Annotated in this window: 14 protein-coding genes; 8 read left to right on the top strand and 6 right to left on the bottom strand. The window is 38.5% G+C overall.

The window, feature by feature from the left end; genetic code table 11:
• Nucleotides 1–2 precede the first annotated feature (2 nt).
• Nucleotides 3–3110 (bottom strand): SusC/RagA family TonB-linked outer membrane protein, encoded by a 3108-nt coding sequence (locus HME7025_RS05380; RefSeq protein WP_109322648.1) that lies wholly within the window; start codon nt 3108–3110, stop codon nt 3–5.
• 350 nt (nt 3111–3460) lie between these two features.
• Here HME7025_RS05380 and HME7025_RS05370 point away from each other — a divergent pair, with 350 nt between their 5' ends.
• Complete coding sequence (locus HME7025_RS05370) at nt 3461–4690, top strand: M24 family metallopeptidase (RefSeq protein ID WP_109322646.1); 1230 nt, start codon at nt 3461–3463, stop codon at nt 4688–4690.
• Nucleotides 4691–4899: 209 nt separating this feature from the next.
• Here the strand turns inward: HME7025_RS05370 and HME7025_RS05365 are convergent, their stop codons facing one another.
• From HME7025_RS05365 to HME7025_RS05350, 4 genes are read right to left on the bottom strand one after another with little or no spacing between them, the layout of a single operon-like run.
• Nucleotides 4900–6327: an ATP-binding cassette domain-containing protein gene (locus HME7025_RS05365; protein WP_109322645.1), complete on the bottom strand. Its 1428-nt coding sequence runs from the start codon at nt 6325–6327 to the stop codon at nt 4900–4902.
• A gap of 1 nt (nt 6328) precedes the next feature.
• Entirely contained in the window at nt 6329–8236 is a 1908-nt protein-coding gene (gene acs, locus HME7025_RS05360; RefSeq protein WP_109322644.1) for an acetate--CoA ligase, read from the bottom strand.
• An 18-nt stretch (nt 8237–8254) separates the two neighbouring features.
• On the bottom strand, nt 8255–8473 hold the full coding sequence (locus HME7025_RS05355; protein ID WP_109322643.1) for a DUF6814 family protein: 219 nt from the start codon (nt 8471–8473) through the stop codon (nt 8255–8257).
• Nucleotide 8474: 1 nt separating this feature from the next.
• Nucleotides 8475–10055 carry an MFS transporter gene (locus tag HME7025_RS05350; RefSeq protein ID WP_109322642.1) on the bottom strand — a complete coding sequence of 527 codons (1581 nt, stop codon included), beginning with the start codon at nt 10053–10055 and terminating at the stop codon, nt 8475–8477.
• A gap of 145 nt (nt 10056–10200) precedes the next feature.
• Between HME7025_RS05350 and HME7025_RS05345 the strand changes: the two genes are divergently transcribed.
• Nucleotides 10201–11745, top strand: a complete 1545-nt coding sequence (locus HME7025_RS05345; protein ID WP_109322641.1) for a serine hydrolase domain-containing protein — start codon at nt 10201–10203, stop codon at nt 11743–11745.
• A gap of 122 nt (nt 11746–11867) precedes the next feature.
• A complete protein-coding gene (locus HME7025_RS05340) occupies nt 11868–12896 on the top strand; it encodes a sugar phosphate isomerase/epimerase family protein (protein ID WP_109322640.1) in 1029 nt (342 codons plus the stop codon).
• Nucleotides 12897–13117: 221 nt separating this feature from the next.
• Here the strand turns inward: HME7025_RS05340 and HME7025_RS05335 are convergent, their stop codons facing one another.
• Nucleotides 13118–13951 carry an NAD(P)H-hydrate dehydratase gene (locus HME7025_RS05335; RefSeq protein WP_109322639.1) on the bottom strand — a complete coding sequence of 278 codons (834 nt, stop codon included), beginning with the start codon at nt 13949–13951 and terminating at the stop codon, nt 13118–13120.
• Nucleotides 13952–14059: 108 nt separating this feature from the next.
• On the opposite strand from HME7025_RS05335, the gene HME7025_RS05330 reads away from it, so the two are divergent.
• The 5 genes from HME7025_RS05330 to HME7025_RS05310 all read left to right on the top strand — a co-directional run bounded on the left by HME7025_RS05330 (nt 14060) and on the right by HME7025_RS05310 (nt 19986).
• Nucleotides 14060–15706 carry a carboxylesterase/lipase family protein gene (locus HME7025_RS05330; protein ID WP_109322638.1) on the top strand — a complete coding sequence of 549 codons (1647 nt, stop codon included), beginning with the start codon at nt 14060–14062 and terminating at the stop codon, nt 15704–15706.
• Between the two features lie 38 nt (nt 15707–15744).
• Nucleotides 15745–16791, top strand: a complete 1047-nt coding sequence (locus HME7025_RS05325) for a Gfo/Idh/MocA family oxidoreductase (RefSeq protein ID WP_109322637.1) — start codon at nt 15745–15747, stop codon at nt 16789–16791.
• Between the two features lie 4 nt (nt 16792–16795).
• A complete protein-coding gene (locus HME7025_RS05320; protein ID WP_109322636.1) occupies nt 16796–17437 on the top strand; it encodes a Crp/Fnr family transcriptional regulator in 642 nt (213 codons plus the stop codon).
• A gap of 160 nt (nt 17438–17597) precedes the next feature.
• The gene (locus HME7025_RS05315) at nt 17598–18992 is read left to right on the top strand and encodes an OprD family outer membrane porin (protein WP_109322635.1); all 1395 of its coding nucleotides are present in this window, start codon (nt 17598–17600) and stop codon (nt 18990–18992) included.
• Nucleotides 18993–19164: 172 nt separating this feature from the next.
• Nucleotides 19165–19986 carry a sulfite exporter TauE/SafE family protein gene (locus tag HME7025_RS05310; RefSeq protein WP_109322634.1) on the top strand — a complete coding sequence of 274 codons (822 nt, stop codon included), beginning with the start codon at nt 19165–19167 and terminating at the stop codon, nt 19984–19986.
• Nucleotides 19987–19993: the final 7 nt, after the last annotated feature.

Raw genomic sequence — 19993 nt, 5'->3', positions numbered from 1 at the left:
AATTAAAAGTTAAAGTTGGCTCCTAATGTGAAAGTACGAGGAACAGGATAACTTGAGAAGTCAACACCTTGACTTAAGTTTCCACCATCACCTTGACCGTTTCCTTGAGAACTAACCTCTGGATTGGGTCCACCCCAATAATTAGTAAATATAAATGCTTGCTGACATGAAGCATACACACGAAGTGATTTGTACACCTTAGATGGCTTGGTAAATGTATAACCCAATGTGATGTTACGAATCGTGAAATAAGATGCATCAGCGATGAAACGAGAGTTAATCCAGTCACGCTCAATACCCGTTACGTTACCACCGCCGACAGTTGTACCATATTTACCTAAACCAGGGTTAGATTCTGATCTCCAACGATTAGCTACTTCTTCCAATAAGTTGAAAGGACCGTCTAAGTTAGCTGTAGAATAAATGTGACGAACCATTACTTGGTTTCCATAAGAACCCGATCCAATCACATTGAAATCCCAGTTCTTGTATGTTACATTGTTGGTAATACCATAAATGAAATCAGGGAAAGGATTACCCATGATTACACGGTCGTCATTGTTACCACCGTAAGTAATTACACCATCACCGTTAGCATCCCAAATTTTGATAGTACCTGGGAAAGAACGACCAGGAACTTTAGGGCTATTGTCTACATCAGCTTGGTTTTTGTACATACCTTGAGAAATCAAACCATAGAATTGACCGAAAGGTTGACCCACTTTAGTGATGTGGAAAGTACCATACACACGGTCAATACCGGGAGCTAAAGCAACTACTACGTTACGGTTGAACGAGATGTTGGCATTGGTTGTCCATTTAACTGCACCTGTTGTATTTTTAGTATTTACCCCAAATTCATGTCCCCAGAACTTAATCTCGCCAATATTATCATTGAAGTTAGAGAATCCTGATTCTTGAGCAATTTGAACAGAATATAATAAGTTAGAGGTATTTTTCAAATAATAATCATATGTAAAACTTACACGATCGTTCCACAAATTCAAATCCAATCCCAAGTCTAATTGACGCGTTTTTTCCCAACCTAAATTAGGGTTAGCCAATGAACTTACAGATGCACCTGCTGCAACGTTATTTCCAAATACACCATTAACTGTATTGTTAATCAAGGCATATTGCGTGTAGTTACCAATGTTGTTGTTACCAATTTCACCGAAACTACCTCTAATCTTCATGAAAGAAATAGCTGGCATATCTTGCATAAATGCTTCATCAGAAACTACCCAACCTAAACCTACTGATGGGAAAGTACCCCAACGGTTATTCAAACCGAAACGAGATGAACCGTCACGACGAATAGCTGCATTTAATAAGTACTTACCTTTGTAGTTGTAAGTAGCACGAGCTAAGAATGAAGTCAATGCCCACTCTTGAACACCACTGTTTGTTGATCCGCGGTTGATGTTAATTGCACCTTGGATTGTTGGAAGGCGGTCATCAGAATAAGTATCTGCCTGAATCTGAGTAGATTCTTGACGGAAATACTGGTTAGTATAACCCCCTAATAATTCTAACTTGTGATCTTCGTTGATTGTCTTATTAAAAGTTACTGTATTCTCATTCAACCAAGACAAGTTTTCAATATTCTGACGAATAGAAACTGCTGTTGTTGGAATTGGCGTGTTGATTGCACTAGTAGCTGTAGATGGATTAAAGAAGAAAAATTTCGTTCTTAAGATCTCACCATTGATACTAGACTTAAATTTCAAACCTTTGATTGGCTCATACTCCATGAAAGCATTTGTCAATAAGTTCGTTGTTGTTGTCTCATTCACCAACTCTTGTGCAGAACGCACCCAGTTGGCATAAGCAAAAATGTTACCTGTACTTGCTGGGAAACGGTTGAATTTGGTTAATGTAGTACCATCTGCCTCATAAATAGGCATGATAGGCCAAGTGTGCAACGCATTGAACAAGATACCTGTTCCACGATCACCGTCTGTTCTTGGTGTATTATCATAAGTCAATTGTGGAGCTACGTTAAAACCGATAGTCACTTTATCAGAAATATCATAAGCCGAATTTAAACGTAATGAGTAACGCTTATAATCTGTATTGATAACTACACCTTTTTGATCCAAAATTCCAGCAACTAAAGAGGTTCTTGATTTTTCTTTATTTGATGTAATGGATAAGTTATAACTAGTAATAGGTGCATTTTTATTAATCAATGCATCAAACCAATCATTGTTTTTTCCAGCATACTGAGAAGGATTTTGGAATTCCACAGGAACTGGTTGCTTAGCATCTTCATAGAATTCTTTCTTGAATTGCGCAAATTGAACCGCATCCATCATTTTTACACGTCCCTTCATTGGAACTTGCTGAACACCTGTATATACATTAAAGCTTACATTTGTTCCGCTTCCCTTACCCTTCTTCGTTGTAATCAAAACCACACCATTTGCTGCACGAGAACCGTATAATGAAGTAGAAGCCGCATCTTTCAATACAGAGATATCTTCAATCTCATCTGGGTTCATAGCACCAATTGTTCCAGTAATAGGGAAACCATCAACTACGTATAAAGGATCAGAACCAGCAGAAACTGATAATTGACCACGAATACGGATGTTCATACCCTTACCTGGCTGACCAGTAGTTTGGTTAATTTGAACACCTGCTAATTGACCTTGTAATTTTTGGCCAATTTGGGTTACAGGTAAATCTTTCAATTCCTTATAACCAATCGTTTGTACAGCACCCGTGATTTCTTTTTTCACTTGGCTACCATAACCTACCACTACAATTTCGTTCAAAGTTTTGTTATCCGCAGCTAAAGAAATATTCAACGTCTTTTGACCTGAATAAACTACATCTTTAGAAATAAAACCAACTGAACTAAAACGTAAAGTTTCATTGTTTTTAACATCGATGGCAAAGTTACCCGAACCATCTGTGGTTGCTCCACGAGTGGTACCTACTATTGTGATAGCAGCTCCAATCAATGGCTCCCCGTCGGAACCACTTACTTTACCTCGAAGATTCTGGGCCTGTGCCATTGCTACCGAGGACAAAAAGAAAATCAGCGCTAGAAGCAAGCCTCCAGTCCGATTTCCCATTCGTAGATCGTAAAATTTGTTTTTCATAGAGAAAAAATTAAAGGTTAAAAATGTGTGATTTTGATTAATTCAGAAGCTGAGTTTTAAAGCAACGTGATTAATAACTGTCGAAATTTAGAATATACCACTACCCTAACCGTCCTTATCTATCCTTATGAAAAAAATAAAAAATTTCTAGATTTCATTAAAAAAGTACCATTTCATGTATTTAGTGGTAAATAAAAAATGACCAAATAGTACTTTAACTGCATTATTTTGAAAATTTCCACCTTGACCACTTTTAATCTGACCTGCCCTGAATTTTGATGAAAATCATACTTAATATAATGACTTTTGAGAAAAAAGAAGGAAATTAGATTATACATCCATTTAATTCTATGATTCATCGACGACAATTCCTCCAATCTTCTTCTCTAGCTTTTTTAGCACCAAGCATCTTGATGCATTCTAGCCAACAGGTCATACCTTCTACCTTTAATCCGATAAGTATTCAAGAAAGAAAACAAAGGATTGAAAAGGCTCAAAGTTTATTGATAAAGAACAACATGCGGGCATTGGTGTTGGATGCAGGAACGAGTATGGAATACTTTACCGGTGTGAAATGGTATCCAAGTGAACGATCTCTTTTAGCAGTCATTCCTGATAAAGGAGAGCTTAGCTTTATTTGTCCTGCTTTTGAGGAGGACCGGTTCAGCGAAATAAATGTAATCAGTCAACAAGTTCGTACCTGGGAAGAGCATGAAAATCCGTTTGCCATGACAATCCAACTTTTAAAAGATTTGGGTATTCGTAGCGGAAAGATTGCCGTAGAAGAAAGAACTCGATTTTTCATTTTTGATGGCTTAAGAAAAGCGGGGCCTACATTTCAATTGGTTAGTGGTGATCCTATTAGTATTCCATGCCGCATGATTAAGTCTCCTGCTGAAATAGCATTAATGCAACGAGCTAATGATATAACAGTAGAAGCAATCAAAGCTGGAATTGCCAGTTTAAAAGAAGGAATGACACCTTCAGATGTATCTGCTAAGATTGCACAAGTTCACCGAAGCATGGGTGCGGTACATGATTTTGCTCTGGTAAACATAGGTGTTGCTACCTCTTTTCCTCATGGGAGCAGTAAAGCACAAATATTAAAACAAGGTGATGTTGTACTATTAGATGTAGGATGCGTCGTTGGTGGTTACAGTTCTGACATCACTCGAACCATTGTTTTTGGACAAGCCAATGATAAACAAAGAAAAATCTGGGATTTAGAAAAAAAATCTCAGGCTGCGGGTTTTGCAGCTGCTCAATTAGGCCGCCCTTGTGAAGAAGTTGACCGAGCTTCCCGAAAAGTGTTGGAAGATGCTGGTTTTGGACCAGGGTATCGTTTACCTGGATTGCCTCACCGAACTGGTCATGGAATTGGTATGAATGGACATGAATGGGGAAATATGGTGAAGGGAAATAAAGATCCTTTACAAATAGGGATGTGCTTTAGCATAGAACCGACCATTGCTATTCCTGGAGAATTTGGAATCCGACTAGAAGATTGTGTTTATATGACAGCAGATGGACCACGTTGGTTTTCTCAACCTAGTCCGTCCATAGATGCTCCATTTCAATAATTAGAAAAATTTCTAATTAATTGTTTTGAGGGACCATTTAGATTTGACAACTTTTAAAAAGTTGTCAAATCTGTTTGAATATCTGAATATCTGAAAAGTTGAATAGTAGAAATCTGAAAAATCAGATAAAAGCGCCAACAAATCTAAACAAGACTGGCCACCTTCTTGTGAAATATACTGATATTCTTAATCAACTACTTGATAATTAACTACTTCATACTCTTTCTTTGAGTAACACAACGTGGGACATCACTTTCATAGTGAGAAACATAGAGTAAAGTAAAATCATCTTGCTCAGACATAAAATCCAACAAATCTCTAACATGTTGAATTTGATCTTCATCCAAGCCTTGACAAGGCTCATCCAAAATCAATAAGGGTGGATTCTTTACCAAAGCCCTAGTCAATAACACAAGCCTCTGCTCACCTGTTGAGATTTGCTGAAAATTTCTTTCCGATAAATGCGATAAGCCCATAACATCCATCCAAGCCTCCACCCTACCACTCTGATCAATGCTCATTCGCTTCCCCAAACCCATAATGTCAAATAAGCCTGATGAAACTACTTCCCTTACCGTTCCAGGAGCACGGAAATACAAATGCATTTCTGGACTTACATAACCTATCCGTTTTTTGATATCCCAAATACTTTCTCCACTCCCTCGCTTTCGATCAAATAAAAATAAATTTTGAGCATAAGCTTGAGGATTATCAGCTGAAATCAAACTTAGCATGGTAGATTTTCCAGCTCCATTTGGACCATAAATCAACCATTTTTCACCTTGCTTAACTTCCCAATTAAATCCAGACAAAACCACTTTTTCTCCGTATTTTACCTGTACATCCTTCATTTGAATGGCCCATTGAAAAGCAGGAAAGGACTCTTTGGTATCTATCAACTCCTTCAATTTCGCTTTCCAACTATCTTCTCTTTCATTGAAAAATAGAGATTTTCTTTGCTCATAAGCCATTTTTTCTCCCTGCCAAACAGCTTTACCTGCCTCCAGCACCATCACATGAGAAATACTATCTGGCAATTCAACAGCAGAACTAATGAGAATATAGTGAATCCCTAACTTAGGTAATTTGGCTAAACATTGACTTAAAATTACACGACCATCTACATCCAAACCCAAAAATGGATTATCTAAAATTAGCCAATCTGGATGTTTCAATAAGGCTTTCACTAATTGCAATCGCTTATTTTCACCATTGGATAATTGAATCAATGGCTTGTTGGCCAAATCGGTTAAATGAAAGACATCTAACCATGTTTTGATAGCATCAGAATCCTCATCTACTAACTCCTCTAATATCGTGTAAGCGTCTGCCGAATCCTGTGAATTAAAGCGTTGTTGAAGATAAAAATCGGATACATTGCTTCGGTTCTTAAAGCGGTGCTGTTGCTCAATCCAATACACTTTTGAGGTGGAGACCCCTTCTTGGAAAAAGCTAACTGTACCTTTTCGAAACAAGCGTCCTGTTAAGGCTTTAGCTAAAGTCGTTTTACCAGAGCCCATTGAACCAACAATAGCCCAATTTTGCCCTTCAAGGACCTGAAAGCTAATGTCTTCCAATACTTGAGCGCTTCCATAAGAAGCACTCAAGTGCTGGATATCGGCCAAAATTTTTACCATACTACAATCTTTCTTCCTTGATTTTATCCACAACTGAAGGATCCAACAAAGTAGATGTATCTCCCAAATTATTGATGTCGCCCTCAGCTATTTTTCGTAAAATTCTACGCATGATTTTACCCGATCGAGTCTTAGGTAAACCTGTTACAAATTGAATTTTATCTGGTCTGGCTATAGCACCAATGATCTGACTAACTGTGGCAGCAATATCTTTACGTGCCAACACAGGATCTTTGGGTGTCGATGCCATGATGACATATGCATAAATACCTTGTCCTTTGATATCGTGAGGATATCCTACTACAGCTGATTCTATGACATCCGTAAACATATTGATGGCATTTTCCACTTCTGCAGTTCCAATACGATGCCCCGAAATATTCATGACATCGTCTACTCGACCAGTAATTCGGTAATACCCATCCTCATCTCGCATGCATCCATCTCCTGTGAAATAAAGGTCTTCATAGGTAGCAAAATAGTTAGTCCGACAACGCTCATGATCTCCATACGTAGTTCGTAAAATTCCTGGCCAAGGGAACTTAATACAAAGGTTCCCAGAAACCCCATTGCCTGTTATTTCCTCTCCCTTTTCATCCACCAAAATAGGCTGAACTCCCGGCAAAGGAAGCGTTGCATAACATGGTTTGGTTGGAGTGATATTAGCTAATGGAGAAATTAAAATCCCTCCCGTTTCTGTTTGCCACCAAGTATCTACAATAGGACATTTACCTTTACCAATGTGCTCATTATACCAATTCCACGCCTCCTCATTAATAGGTTCTCCCACGGATCCTAACACCCGTAAACTGCTTAAATCCTTGTCTTTAACGTAATCCAAGCCAAACTGCATCAAGGACCTTATCGCTGTAGGTGCAGTATATAAAATATTGACATCGTGTTTATCAACAATATCCCAAAAACGACCAGCATCTGGAAAGGTTGGTATACCTTCAAAAATCAAACTTGTGGCTCCTTGAATCAATGGACCATACACAATGTAGGAATGACCTGTAATCCAACCTATATCGGCGGTACAGAAATACATTTCCCCAGATTGATATTGAAATATATTTTGGAAAGTATAAGCCGTAAATACCATGTATCCTCCACAAGTATGGACAACGCCCTTAGGCTTTCCAGTTGAACCTGAAGTATATAAAATAAACAATGGATCTTCCGCATCCATTTCTTCTGCTGGACAATCCGTCAAACCTAAACTACGCATCCGCTCCATTTCTGAATGCCAAAACAGGTCGCGGCCTTTGATCATACTCACTGCCGATTTAGATCGCTCCAATACGATGACGGTTTTCACACAGGGACAAGAGATAATCGCCTCATCCATAATATGCTTCAAGAATATCTCTTTATTTCCTCGGTGTGAGCCATCTGCTGTCACCACCATGGAACACTGTGCATCTTGAATACGATCGGCAATTGACTGTGCTGAAAATCCACCAAATACCACTGAATGTATAGCACCAATACGCGCACATGCCAAAACGGCAATAGCCAATTCAGGCACCATAGGCATATATAAGCAAATCCTATCTCCTTTCTTTGCGCCATTTTGTTTTAGAACATTGGCGAATGTGCAAACTTCTTGATGTAATTCTCGATAAGTATAGGTTCTATTCGCCTCATTAGGGTCATTAGATTCCCAAACAATGGCTGGCTGATCAGCTTTATCCGCCAAATGACGATCTAGACAGTTTTCTGTAATGTTCAAGGTTGCACCCTGATACCACTCTATTTTAGGCTCTTTGAAATTCCAATCCAGTACTTTATTCCATTTTTTCTTCCAAACAAAATTTTCGGCTATTTCACCCCAAAAACCCTCAGGATTTTCGACACTATATTGGTACGCTTTTTGGTATTCTTCAAAATTTTCTACTTGTAGTTTCATGCGGATTTTGTTTTTAATCTATAATTCATACTCATTTTGTAAGGCATAAAGTCCAAATACACACATACCGCCTGTAATAATGGGCGATAAAATAAAGGTGTAAATAATCGCAGGAACTAAACTCTCCATGTCTCCTTTTGCAAACAATGGAATAGCTTGTTCGACAATCAAAAAATAAGCAGCTGCGATGCCCAAAAGTATCCAAATGGCGCCAGCTATGCGTCTAATGTTATTCATCTTAATCGTTGATCTCGCGATCTTTACCGTTAATGTATAATAATCCAATCACAAAACAGACCCCACCTATGATGATAGGATACCATAAACCCTCTAAATAAGGCTTCGCATAAGGCAGGCTTTGCCCCGCAGCGGCAGCAACTTCATTGGCTGTATTCGCTTTGGCAGCTAAATAAGTAGCTACTGCAGGAAGTAATCCACCAAAAATACCATTTCCTATATGATAAGGTAGCGACATGGATGTATACCGAATCGCAGTTGGAAACATTTCAACCAAGAAAGCGGCTATAGGTCCATACACCATAGTAACATACAATACCTGAACAAAAACAAGCAAAATCAACATCCAAAATGCATGCTGACCTACGTGAACTGTTTTTTTGAATACAATTTTCTCTCTTTGAACAGATGGTAAATGAGAAACTTTCTCCGTTCTCTCTTCCAATAACTGAGTCCCATCGGTATAGCTGTAAATAGTTCTTGTCACCTTAGATAAATTCACCGTACCATCAATCAAGTGATAGTCAGTTCTTTCCTGACGAGAATTAGGTTTCTCTGTCTTCAAACTTACATCGGCTAATTCATACATAGCCTGATAAATGGGGCGGTAAGTACAAATTGCGATCAACATACCAGCTAACATGATACCTTTTCGACCAATCTTATCGGATAACCAACCGAAAAATATAAAAAATCCAGTACCCGCTGCTAAGGAGATTGCAATGATGTAATTACTTTGTTCAAATTCAATATTGGCTACTTTTTGCAAAAAAGACAGCGCATAAAATTGACCCGTATACCAAACTACCCCCTGCCCCATGGTGGCACCAAAAAGCGCTAAAAGCACAAACTTAAAATTCAATTTCTTTCCAAAAGATTCTTTCAAAGGATTTGCTACAATCTTGCCCTCATGTTTCGCTTGAGCAAACAAAGGGGATTCATCCATGTTTTTACGGATGAAATAAGAAATCCCCACCATCACAATAGAAATTAGAAAAGGAATTCGCCAGCCCCAATCATTAAAAGCCTCTAAACTCATTGATTTCTTGGTAGCCAATATCACTAACAAGGAAATAAATAAGCCCAAAGAAGCAGTGGTTTGAATCCATGCCGTTCTCAATCCTCTTTTATTGGGTTCTGCATGTTCTGCTACATAAGTGGCAGCTCCTCCGTATTCCCCTCCCAGAGCCAATCCTTGCAATAAACGCAGAGTTAAAACCAAAATCGGTGCTAAAAAACCAATACTGGAATATGAGGGAATTAAACCAATGGCAAAAGTGGAAAAGCCCATAATTAAAAGAGTCACTAAGAAGGTATATTTTCTTCCTAATAAATCTCCTAAACGGCCGAAGAATAGGGCTCCAAATGGACGAACAACAAAACCTGCGGCAAATGTGGCTAAAGTAGATAAAAAGGCTGCTGTAGGATTATCAGATGGGAAAAATTTTGTAGCAATAATGACCGACAAACTTCCGAAAATATAGAAATCATACCATTCAATCAAGGTACCCACGGAAGAGGCGGCAATTACTTTACGCAATTTCTTTCCATCAAAGCCTTCGCTTATTTCATTCTGTGACATAGTTCTATTCATAGGTTGATTTGCCTGCTTCCCCTTCTCTCCACTTCACCTCCAGACATAAAAATCTAAATTACTGATAATTTCATTATTTTTAGAAATCTTTAGACAATTGAATTGTAAAAAACGTGCATTCCCACCGTAGAATATGAAAAAAATATCTTTCCTCTTTTGCCTAGCTTGGATATTGTGTCTAAGTACAAGTAAAAACCTAGCCCAAGGTTTAGTTAGAAGCACACCCGAAGCAGAAGGTGTTTCTTCAACGGCCATCGAACAATTCATCGATTCATTTGATGCCAAAAAACATGAGCTGCATTCTGTTATGATTATACGTCATGGAAAAGTCATTGCAGAAGGATGGTGGAAACCCTACGCAGCCAATTTAAAACACAGTATGTATTCGGTGTCTAAAAGCTGGACTTCTACAGCTATTGGTTTTGCTGTTGCCGAGAAAAAAATTCAAGTGAATGATAAGGTGATCAAGTTTTTTCCTGAATACCAAGATTTAGCCAATAAACCTTACATCGCAGATTTGACCATTCAGAACTTGTTAACTATGTCAGTAGGACATGAAGTAGAACCTCTACGTGGAGTGGTAGCTACACAGACCGACTGGGTCAAAGGTTTTCTTTCTGCTAGTATAGCTTATAAACCGGGGACAAAATTCTTATACAATACCTTAGCCACTTACATGCTATCGGCCATCATTCAAAAAGTAACCGGACAGAAAGTTGTGGATTACCTAGCTCCTCGTCTATTTAAACCACTTGATATTCAAGGGGTAGACTGGGAGGTTGATCCAAAAGGAATAAACACTGGAGGTTGGGGAATAAGAGTAAAAACAGAAGATATGGCTAAATTGGGACAGCTATACCTTCAACATGGAAAATGGAAGGGTAAACAAATTTTACCTGCTTCTTGGGTAGAGGAAGCTACTTCCAAACATATTGATCAAGACCCTAGCGCTAGTGAAGAAAAGAAAGCGAATTCCGATTGGCTACAGGGTTATGGATATCAATTTTGGCGCTGTAGAAATGGTGCCTTTAGAGCCGATGGAGCTTATGGACAATACATCGTTATGATGCCTGAGCAAGATGCCGTAGTTATTATAACTTCAGAATCACATGAGCTACAAGATGACTTAAACATGGTTTGGAAACATTTACTTCCTGCTTTTGAGAAGAATCCATTAGCGCCAAATCCGACAGCTCAAAAACATTTATCCAACAAATTACGTCAATTACAATTAGTAGCTCCTCCTCAAGAAAATTCAGTGGCAGTTACCAATTGGTCAAATCCCTTGGTTCAATTAGATAAAAATGCCCTGAATGTCGAACAAATTGGATTTCAGTTTGTGGGTGAAAAATTAAACTTACAATTAACTGACAACAAGCAACAAAAGCACTTGATTCCAGTAGGACATGGAGCTTGGGAAATGACAAGTACGGAGATGCCTGGACCTTATTTATTAAGAGCTGCTAAAGCCAATTTAGAAGGACAAGCACCTTTTAAAGTGGCGTCAAGTTACCGCTGGATAAATCAAAATACGATGGAAATCACCTTGCGCTTCTTTGAAAGTCCTCATCATTGGGTTTGGACTTGTCAAGTAGAAAATGGCCAATTTAAGATGGAAGTCAAGAACTCCTTTGATCGATTAAATACAATTAAAGTCAGCGGTAATGTGAAACTTTAACCTACGTAATCCGCTACTCGTCGCAAAATAGGGAATGCCGTATAAGAATATTGAAAACTTTTTCTAACATTGTACAATAGCAAACATATTGCATCTAAAGATTTCATTTAAATCGTATATCTATGTCAACTCATTTACCAAAAAACTCATCTCGTCGTCAATTTTTACTTTCGGGATCCTTGGCCACGATGGGCCTATTTTTGGCAGGAAAAGCCAATGCTTCTTCCTTACTCTTAGCCGCTAAACCAGATTCAAAATTTGCTGGTGTACAAATCGGAGCTATTACTTATTCATACCGTAGTTTACCCGGTAGCATAGAGCAAGTATTACAATATTGCATCGATAGTAACATTTCTGCCATTGAATTAATGGGAGATGCTGCTGAAGATTTTGCAGGTAAGCCTAAAAACCCAAATCCAAGACCGATGATGGGACCTCCAGCTCCTGGCCAACCACGTCCACAAATGACAGATGAGCAAAGAGCCAAAATGGCCGCTTATCAAAAAGAAGTGGCTGAATGGAGAGCATCAGTTTCTATGGACAAGTTCAAAGAAGTGAAACAAATGTTTGATAAAGCAGGCATTAGCATTTATGCGTTCAAACCAAATGCTTTAGGAGCAAACAACACAGATGCCGAAGTTGAATACGCGTTAAAAGCAGGTAAAGCCTTAGGCGCTAAGTCTGTAACCATTGAATTACCAACAGATCCAGCTCAATCGCAACGTTTGGGTGATTTAGGAGCTAAGCACAAAATGTACATTGGTTATCACTTACACTTGACAGCTACTGATTCAGCTTGGGATGTTGCTTTAGCACAGTCGCCTTACAACTCCATGAACTTGGATTGTGGTCACTACATTGCTGCTGGTGGAAATAATACCACGGCTAGTCTTTTGAAATTAATCGAATCTAAAGCAGACCGTATTACTTCGATGCACATTAAGGACAGAAAGAACAAAGAGAATGGAGGTCAAAACCAAGTTTGGGGCCAAGGAAATACTCCTTTGAAAGAAATTCTTACCTTGATGAAGGAGAAAAAATACAAATTCCCCGCCACCATCGAATTAGAATATGATATTCCTGCAGGCTCTGATCCAGTTTCAGAAGTTAAAAAATGTGTTGCTTACGCAAAAACTATTTTGGTAGGATAGAAATAAAATCTGGCATGAAAAATGCCAGATTTTTAAATTATAAATGGTGAATGATAAATGGTAAATTATACTATTTCATTTCACCATAAAAAAAACAATCATTGAATTGAATAGGTGTATAAAAAGAAAGTTTTGTCCACCTATTTTTTTAATTTAAAATTGGCAAAAATCAACCCATGGTAACACTTTTGAATCCACCATTTACCATTCACCATTTACCATTATATTTTAATTTGCTTCAGCATCTCAATCAAATCCCCAGCAACTAAACTGGATTTAGAATATGTACTAGCATACATATCCCCGGCTAGGCCATGATAATAGACGCCTAAGCACGTCGCCAAATCGGGGGAATAAGATTGCGCAGCTAGAGAAGCAATGATGCCTGACAATACATCTCCACTCCCAGCGGTAGCCATACCGTCATTTCCCGTACTATTCATCCATTGTTTTCTGTCCGAAGTGAAAATCTGGGAATTTCTACCCTTAACCACCAACTGAACAGGATAATGTTGAACAAACTTTTGCGCTTCCACCAAAGCAGATTCCGCATCTACTGTTTTTCCAACGAGTCTACTTAATTCTCCCAAATGAGGTGTTAAGATATGATTATGACTCAATAAAGCATACCATTCAGGATGTTGGGCCAATAATGTTAGACCGTCTGCATCAATCACGATAGGTACTTTAACATGTTCTAATAAATAATGAAGCTCTTCCGATGCTTGCTCGCTCAAGCCCACACCAGGTCCAAAAACAATCGCTGTATTTTCTTCATACAAAGGTAAATTCTCCAATACTGATTTCCCCTCATTGATTGCATACATGATTTCTGGGCTATTCGCCAACAAAGCGGTCACTCCATCCTTGGGAATTATAGCTGTTACTAAACCACAACCCGCTCGTAAGGCTGCTCGTGAACTTAGAATAGAAGCTCCTAAGGTACCTTCACTCCCAGCAATTACCCAGACATGACCAAAACTTCGCTTATGGCCATCCAACGCTCTTTCTTTCCGGTGACTTTGCACCCAATCTTCTTGCAGGATCTTTACCATTTTTATTCTATTTTATCGTCAAATAATAAAATTTATAGTCAAATTTGCAATTCTAGTAATCGAGAACTACTATTGTAACAAACTGATACAATAAAGCTTTTAACACACATGAAAAGAATCTTACAACTAGCCACAGGCTGCCTATTTAGCCTATCCCTGTTGACCATGCATGCACAAGGACCCAAAAACTCCTATGGAATCGATGTACAAGTTAAAACCAAAAACGGAACTGTAGAAGGTGAACTTGATACTCGATCTAAAATCGTTAGTTTCAAAGGCATTCCATTTGCACAAGCTCCCGTTGGAGAATTACGCTGGAAAGCTCCCCAAGAACCTAAATCATGGAATGGCGTATTGCAAGCTAAGCAATTTGGTCCAAAAGCTGTACAAACTCCCATTTTTGGAGATATGGGCTTCCGCAGCAATGGCATGAGCGAAGATTGCTTATACCTAAACGTTTGGACTCCTAAAGTAGAATCAGGAGCTAAATTACCTGTATTGGTTTATTTCTATGGTGGTGGATTTATGGCTGGAGATGGCTCGGAGCCTCGTTACGATGGAGAATCCATGGCAAAAAAAGGAGTAGTATCAGTAACGATTAACTACCGTTTGAACCTGTTTGGTTTCTTTTCTCATCCCGAATTAACCCAAGAGTCGCCCAATAAAGCTTCAGGAAACTATGGATATATGGACATGGTTGCCGCTCTAAAATGGGTGAAAGCGAACATTGCTCAATTTGGCGGTGATCCTAATCACGTGACTATAGCTGGGGAATCAGCTGGATCTATTGCTGTTTCTGCACAAATGGCTTCACCGTTAGCAAAAGGTCTATTCCAGGGTGCTATTGGCGAAAGTGGTGGTTGGTTAAGCAATACCTTAGCACCGATGAGCTTAAAAGATTCGGAGAAATTTGGAGCTGATTGGACAAAAAAAATTGGAGCTACTTCATTGAAAGAATTGAGAGCTATGTCGACTTATGAAATCTATCAAAAAATGGTTGATTCTAAGACATTGAGCTTTCCTGGTAATATTGATGGGTATTTCATGCCAAAAACTGTACGTGAAATCTTTGAAGCTGGAGAACAATCACAAGTTCCTTTATTGCTTGGTTGGAATTCAGAAGAAATGAATTACCGTGCTATTACTAAAGGAAAAGCAGCCACTCCAGAAGTTTTCAAAGAAGTAGTTAAAGAATTGTACAAAGATAAGGCTGATCAAATTTTACAATTATACCCTGCCAATTCAGCGGAAGAAGCAGAGCAATCAGCCACTGATTTAGCAGGAGATCGTTTCTTAGGTTTCTCTACTTGGAAATGGTTTGATCTACATCGCAGACACAGCCAACAACCTGTTTATCGCTATTATTTCGCACGTCCTAGACCTGATATGGCTCAAAAAGACGTAGAAGCCGCTCTTGCTGGTGGTGTAGTTAAAAGAGACCCGAATGCACCCAAAGCTCCTAAACCCAAAGGCGCAGTTCACTCCGCTGAAATTGAATATGCTTTAGGCAATTTATCCACTAATGTTACTTACGCTTGGACTCCAGAAGATTATAAAGTATCTCAAGTCATGCAAGAATACTTCGCTAATTTCATTAAAAACTGGAACCCCAATGGAGGTAATTTAGCGAATTGGCCAGCAGCCAAAATCGAAGCTAAACCAGAATTGATGTTGTTAGACGTAGAATCTAAAGTTATTCGCGGAGAAAAAGATGCCCGATATGAATTTTTAGATCAAGATTCAGGTAAAAAATAAATTGCTTATTTTTACCTAATCTAACGTAAACCTATCACATGCAATCGAACATATTTCACACGGCCATACTTTCCTACGGAATGTCGGGCCGTGTTTTTCATGCCCCTTTCCTAGCAACTCATCCTGGATTTAATTTAGTGGGCTGTTGGGAAAGATCTCAAAAAAACATCCAATCTAGGTACCCAGAAGTGGCTAGCTTTGATTCGCTAGAAGAAGTTTTAGCCAACGATCAGATTCAATTGGTGGTAGTTAATACCCCGATTGCTACCCATTTTGATTTTACCTTAAAGTGCTTAGAAGCTGGGAAACATGTATTAGTTGAGAAGTGTTTCACCCGAACTGCTGAGGAAGCTATTCAGCTAAAAGCAGCCATGGAAAAAGCAGGCAAACATCTGTTTGTTTTTCAAAACCGTCGCTGGGATTCCGATTTTTTAACGGTTAAAAAAGTGAAAGAATCAGGTATTTTGGGAGATTTGGTGGAAGCTGAATTCCATTATGATCGATTTGATGGAAATCTTTCCTACAAAGCCCATAAAGAAATAGCTGGTGTGGGTGTCGGAGTCGTTACCGACTTAGGTCCACACATCATTGACCAAGCCATTTCCTTATTTGGGATGCCTGAGCGTGTATTTGCGGATTTGCGCAAAACCAGAAAAAATACACAAGTAGACGACTACTTTGAAATATTACTCTATTACCCTGATTTACGCGTGCGTTTGAAGGCAGGATATTTTGTCAAATTACCAGTCCCTTCTTTTCAATTACATGGAAAACAAGGCAGTTTCCTAAAAACACGCTCAGACCGACAAGAAGCTGATTTACAGCTTGCCATATTACCCAATACTTCTAACTGGGGACAAGATTCAGAAAAAGATTACGGTCAAATTTGGGTAGACGGAGAAGAGAGTCCACGTGCTATTCCATCGGAAACGGGTAATTACATGGCCTTTTTTGAAAATGTATATCAAACTCTATTAGGGAACGAAAAACCAGCCGTATCTGTTGAAGATGGAATTCGTAGTATGAGCATCATCGATGCGGCCTATGAAAGTAACCGTCAACAAGCTATCATCTCGCTTTCTTAACAATATGGCAACAGCTAGCAATACCCAGAGATTATTCCAACAATTTGAGCCTGAATTACTCAAAAAAGTACAGCAGGTAGGATTGGTTCGCAAGTTTAAAGCAGAGGAATATTTAATGCAAACGGGTCAACAAATCCGTTCGGCAGTGTTGGTATTGGATGGTGTTATCAAAGTATTTCGAGAGGATGATGAAGGTAACGAAGTCTTTATGTACAACCTCCACCCTGGAGAAGCTTGTGCCATATCCATGACTTGCGCAGCCCGTCAACTTTCGAGTCAAATTATGGCCAAAGCCTTAGTGGACACAGAGGTTTTGGCCATTCCTGTTGAATTAATGGATGAATGGGCTCTCAAATATCGCTCCTGGTACCAATTTGTCTTAGAAACCTATCGTTCCCGTTTTGAGGAACTGTTAGACACACTAGATCACATTGCCTTCCGAAACCTGGATGAGCGCCTGCTATGGTATCTAAAACAGCACCAGAAGAGTCTTAAAAGTAATTTCATCAAAACATCTTTCACGGATATTGCTTTAGAGCTAAACTCCTCCCGTGAAGTCATTTCCCGCCTCATGAAAAAACTAGCGGAAAAAGGCCATGTTAAATTGCATAAAAACGAAGTGGAGATTCTACATTTGAAAATGTAGAATGAAAAATGTAGAATGTAGAATTGGAAATAAAATGCTTAATCGTTTTGAACCAATTCTTCATTCCTAATTCTACATTCTTAATTCTTACCCCCCATGTGATGCATATCACGCCCAACGCAACAGATATGCAGGAAATTTGTGTTTTAAATAACTCAAAATGCCTGCAAAAACCATTCAATACCTGATTCTATTCTGTTCCGTATTCCTTTTATCTACTGTTCAAGCAAATGCATGGTCGTCTCATGCAACAGATTCCCTATCTGTTTGGAATGCTGTAACTAATGGGAAAATACGTCCCAACCTTCGCTATTTTTACATGAATACCGATAATGCAGGTGAATCCTACGATGCATACGCACATGGTATAAACTTAGGTATTACTTATGAAACCATTCCTTGGAAACATATTCGTCTTGGGATAAGTGGCCAATGGATGTATAATATTCATTCCACTTCTTTTGCTCCCGACCCAAAATTTCCTATTCTCAATCGGTATGAAATGGGACTTTTTGACCTAATGAACCCTCAAGCTAGTAGTGTTTTGGGGCGACTGGAAAAGTTATATGTTAATTATCAATATATAAAATCCAATGTTAAGGCCGGTCGACAAGTCATCAATACCCCCTTTATTAATCCACAGGATGGTAGATTAAGACCTACTGCGGTTTCTGGAATTTGGATCGATTGGAATGAAATTTCATCCACCAAAATTGAGGCTGGGTTCATAAATTCCATTTCTCCAAGAAGTACTACTCAGTGGTATGGAATTGGAGAATCCATTGGTATTTACCCACAAGGTTATAATCCGGATGGTTCTAAATCCAACTATTTTGGGAATGTTCGGTCAAATGGTATTGGCTTGTTAGGAATTACCTTAAAACAAATAAAACCTATCAGTCTTCAAATCTGGAACATGTATGTCGATCAAATCATGCACACAAGCATGGTACAAGCTGATGCACTTTGGGCCGCAAGTAAACACAGCCAATGGGTTGCAGGTCTACAATACTTAGAGCAACATGCACTAACGCAAAATGAAAATCTCGAATCCCATAAATCATACATTCATTCTGGAGACATATCGAGATCATTCGGGGCTAAATTTGGTTGGGAAAACAAACAGTGGAAAACTTCCCTCAACTTTAATCGTATCACGGGTGAGGGACGTTATTTAATGCCTCGCGAATGGGGAAAAGATCCATTTTATACCTTTATGCCCAGAGAAAGAAATGAAGGTTTGGGGGATGTACAAGCTTATGTAGCCAAAATCTCTTATCAATGGAATAAAGTCCCATTAAAAACCCAAATTGCACATGGTTATTTTCTTTTACCCGATGCAACTAATTTTACTTTGAATAAATATGCTATGCCATCTTATTCACAAAGTAATTTTGATGTAAGCTTTGAGCCAAAAGGGAAATGGCAAAACTTGAAATTTTCTATGCTCTATGTATATAAAAAACTATTGGATAATGAAATTCAAGCAGACAAATTCATCATCAACAAAGTGAATATGAGCCAAGTCAACTTCATTGTAAATTATGAATTATAGATTATAGATAAAATGTTCAAAAGAGCTATCATTTGGAAAGTTAAAATGGAAGAATAAACCCTAATAACTAACAACTAATACCTAATAACTATTTTTTTCCCTTGTGATAAAAATCACGAATTAGGCCAAAATATTGCTGGACATTTGCATCAACAAAAAAGAAAAGCACAACATGGAAATTATTGGATACTTTGCCTCTTTACTGATTGGAATCTCCTTAGGACTCATAGGTGGTGGTGGATCCATTTTGACAGTACCTGTATTGGTCTATTTATTTGGCATCAATCCTATTTTGGCCACAGCCTATTCTCTATTCATTGTAGGAGCCAGTAGCTTGGTTGGAGCTTTCCCAAAATACAAACAAGGGCTAGTCAATTTAAAAACTGCTATTATCTTCGGTATTCCTTCCATCATTTCAGTTTATGCCACTCGCAAGTTGATCGTTCCCTTAATTCCTACCGATATATTTCAAATAGGAGATTTAATGATTACCAAATCAATCTTAATGATGGTTCTTTTTGCCATACTAATGGTAGCCGCATCCATTTCCATGATTCGCGGCAACTGTGAAAACTGTGGAAAAGAAGGTTCTGAAGATCAAGAAATTAAAGCTCAAACATTCAATTACCCTGTCATTCTATTAGAAGGTTCGGTAGTTGGTTTATTAACCGGATTGGTGGGTGCCGGCGGAGGGTTCTTAATCATCCCAGCCCTAGTAGTTCTTTCTAAATTACCTATGAAACAGGCTGTTGGGACTTCCCTTCTCATCATTGCCATGAAATCATTAATAGGTTTCACGGGAGATTTAGGACATCAAATCATCGATTGGCCTTTATTATTAACCATTACTGGCTTAGCCATTGCAGGAATTTTTATTGGGGATAAATTCAGTAAAAATGTAGATAATGATAAATTAAAAAGAGGTTTTGGTTGGTTTGTACTCATTATGGGTATTTACATACTAATTCAACAATTGGCATTTCCTTTAAAATAAGCAATAA

It is taken from the genome of Aquirufa nivalisilvae (genome assembly GCF_003143535.1).
In the GTDB taxonomy this organism is placed as follows: Bacteria; Bacteroidota; Bacteroidia; order Cytophagales; family Spirosomataceae; genus Aquirufa; species Aquirufa nivalisilvae.
Note: the sequence above shows the minus strand (reverse complement) of the source record. Positions and strands in the feature narration are given on the sequence as shown.

Excerpts from the sequence above, each read along its gene's own strand:
- HME7025_RS05345 (WP_109322641.1), top strand. The coding sequence starts at position 10,201 with ATGAAAAAAATATCTTTCCTCTTTTGCCTAGCTTGGATATTGTGTCTA.
- HME7025_RS05350 (WP_109322642.1), bottom strand. The coding sequence starts at position 10,055 with ATGTCACAGAATGAAATAAGCGAAGGCTTTGATGGAAAGAAATTGCGT.
- acs (WP_109322644.1), bottom strand. The coding sequence starts at position 8,236 with ATGAAACTACAAGTAGAAAATTTTGAAGAATACCAAAAAGCGTACCAA.
- HME7025_RS05380 (WP_109322648.1), bottom strand. The coding sequence starts at position 3,110 with ATGAAAAACAAATTTTACGATCTACGAATGGGAAATCGGACTGGAGGC.
- HME7025_RS05315 (WP_109322635.1), top strand. The coding sequence starts at position 17,598 with ATGCCTGCAAAAACCATTCAATACCTGATTCTATTCTGTTCCGTATTC.
- HME7025_RS05365 (WP_109322645.1), bottom strand. The coding sequence starts at position 6,327 with ATGGTAAAAATTTTGGCCGATATCCAGCACTTGAGTGCTTCTTATGGA.
- HME7025_RS05310 (WP_109322634.1), top strand. The coding sequence starts at position 19,165 with ATGGAAATTATTGGATACTTTGCCTCTTTACTGATTGGAATCTCCTTA.
- HME7025_RS05335 (WP_109322639.1), bottom strand. The coding sequence starts at position 13,951 with ATGGTAAAGATCCTGCAAGAAGATTGGGTGCAAAGTCACCGGAAAGAA.
- HME7025_RS05370 (WP_109322646.1), top strand. The coding sequence starts at position 3,461 with ATGATTCATCGACGACAATTCCTCCAATCTTCTTCTCTAGCTTTTTTA.
- HME7025_RS05355 (WP_109322643.1), bottom strand. The coding sequence starts at position 8,473 with ATGAATAACATTAGACGCATAGCTGGCGCCATTTGGATACTTTTGGGC.
- HME7025_RS05320 (WP_109322636.1), top strand. The coding sequence starts at position 16,796 with ATGGCAACAGCTAGCAATACCCAGAGATTATTCCAACAATTTGAGCCT.
- HME7025_RS05340 (WP_109322640.1), top strand. The coding sequence starts at position 11,868 with ATGTCAACTCATTTACCAAAAAACTCATCTCGTCGTCAATTTTTACTT.
- HME7025_RS05330 (WP_109322638.1), top strand. The coding sequence starts at position 14,060 with ATGAAAAGAATCTTACAACTAGCCACAGGCTGCCTATTTAGCCTATCC.
- HME7025_RS05325 (WP_109322637.1), top strand. The coding sequence starts at position 15,745 with ATGCAATCGAACATATTTCACACGGCCATACTTTCCTACGGAATGTCG.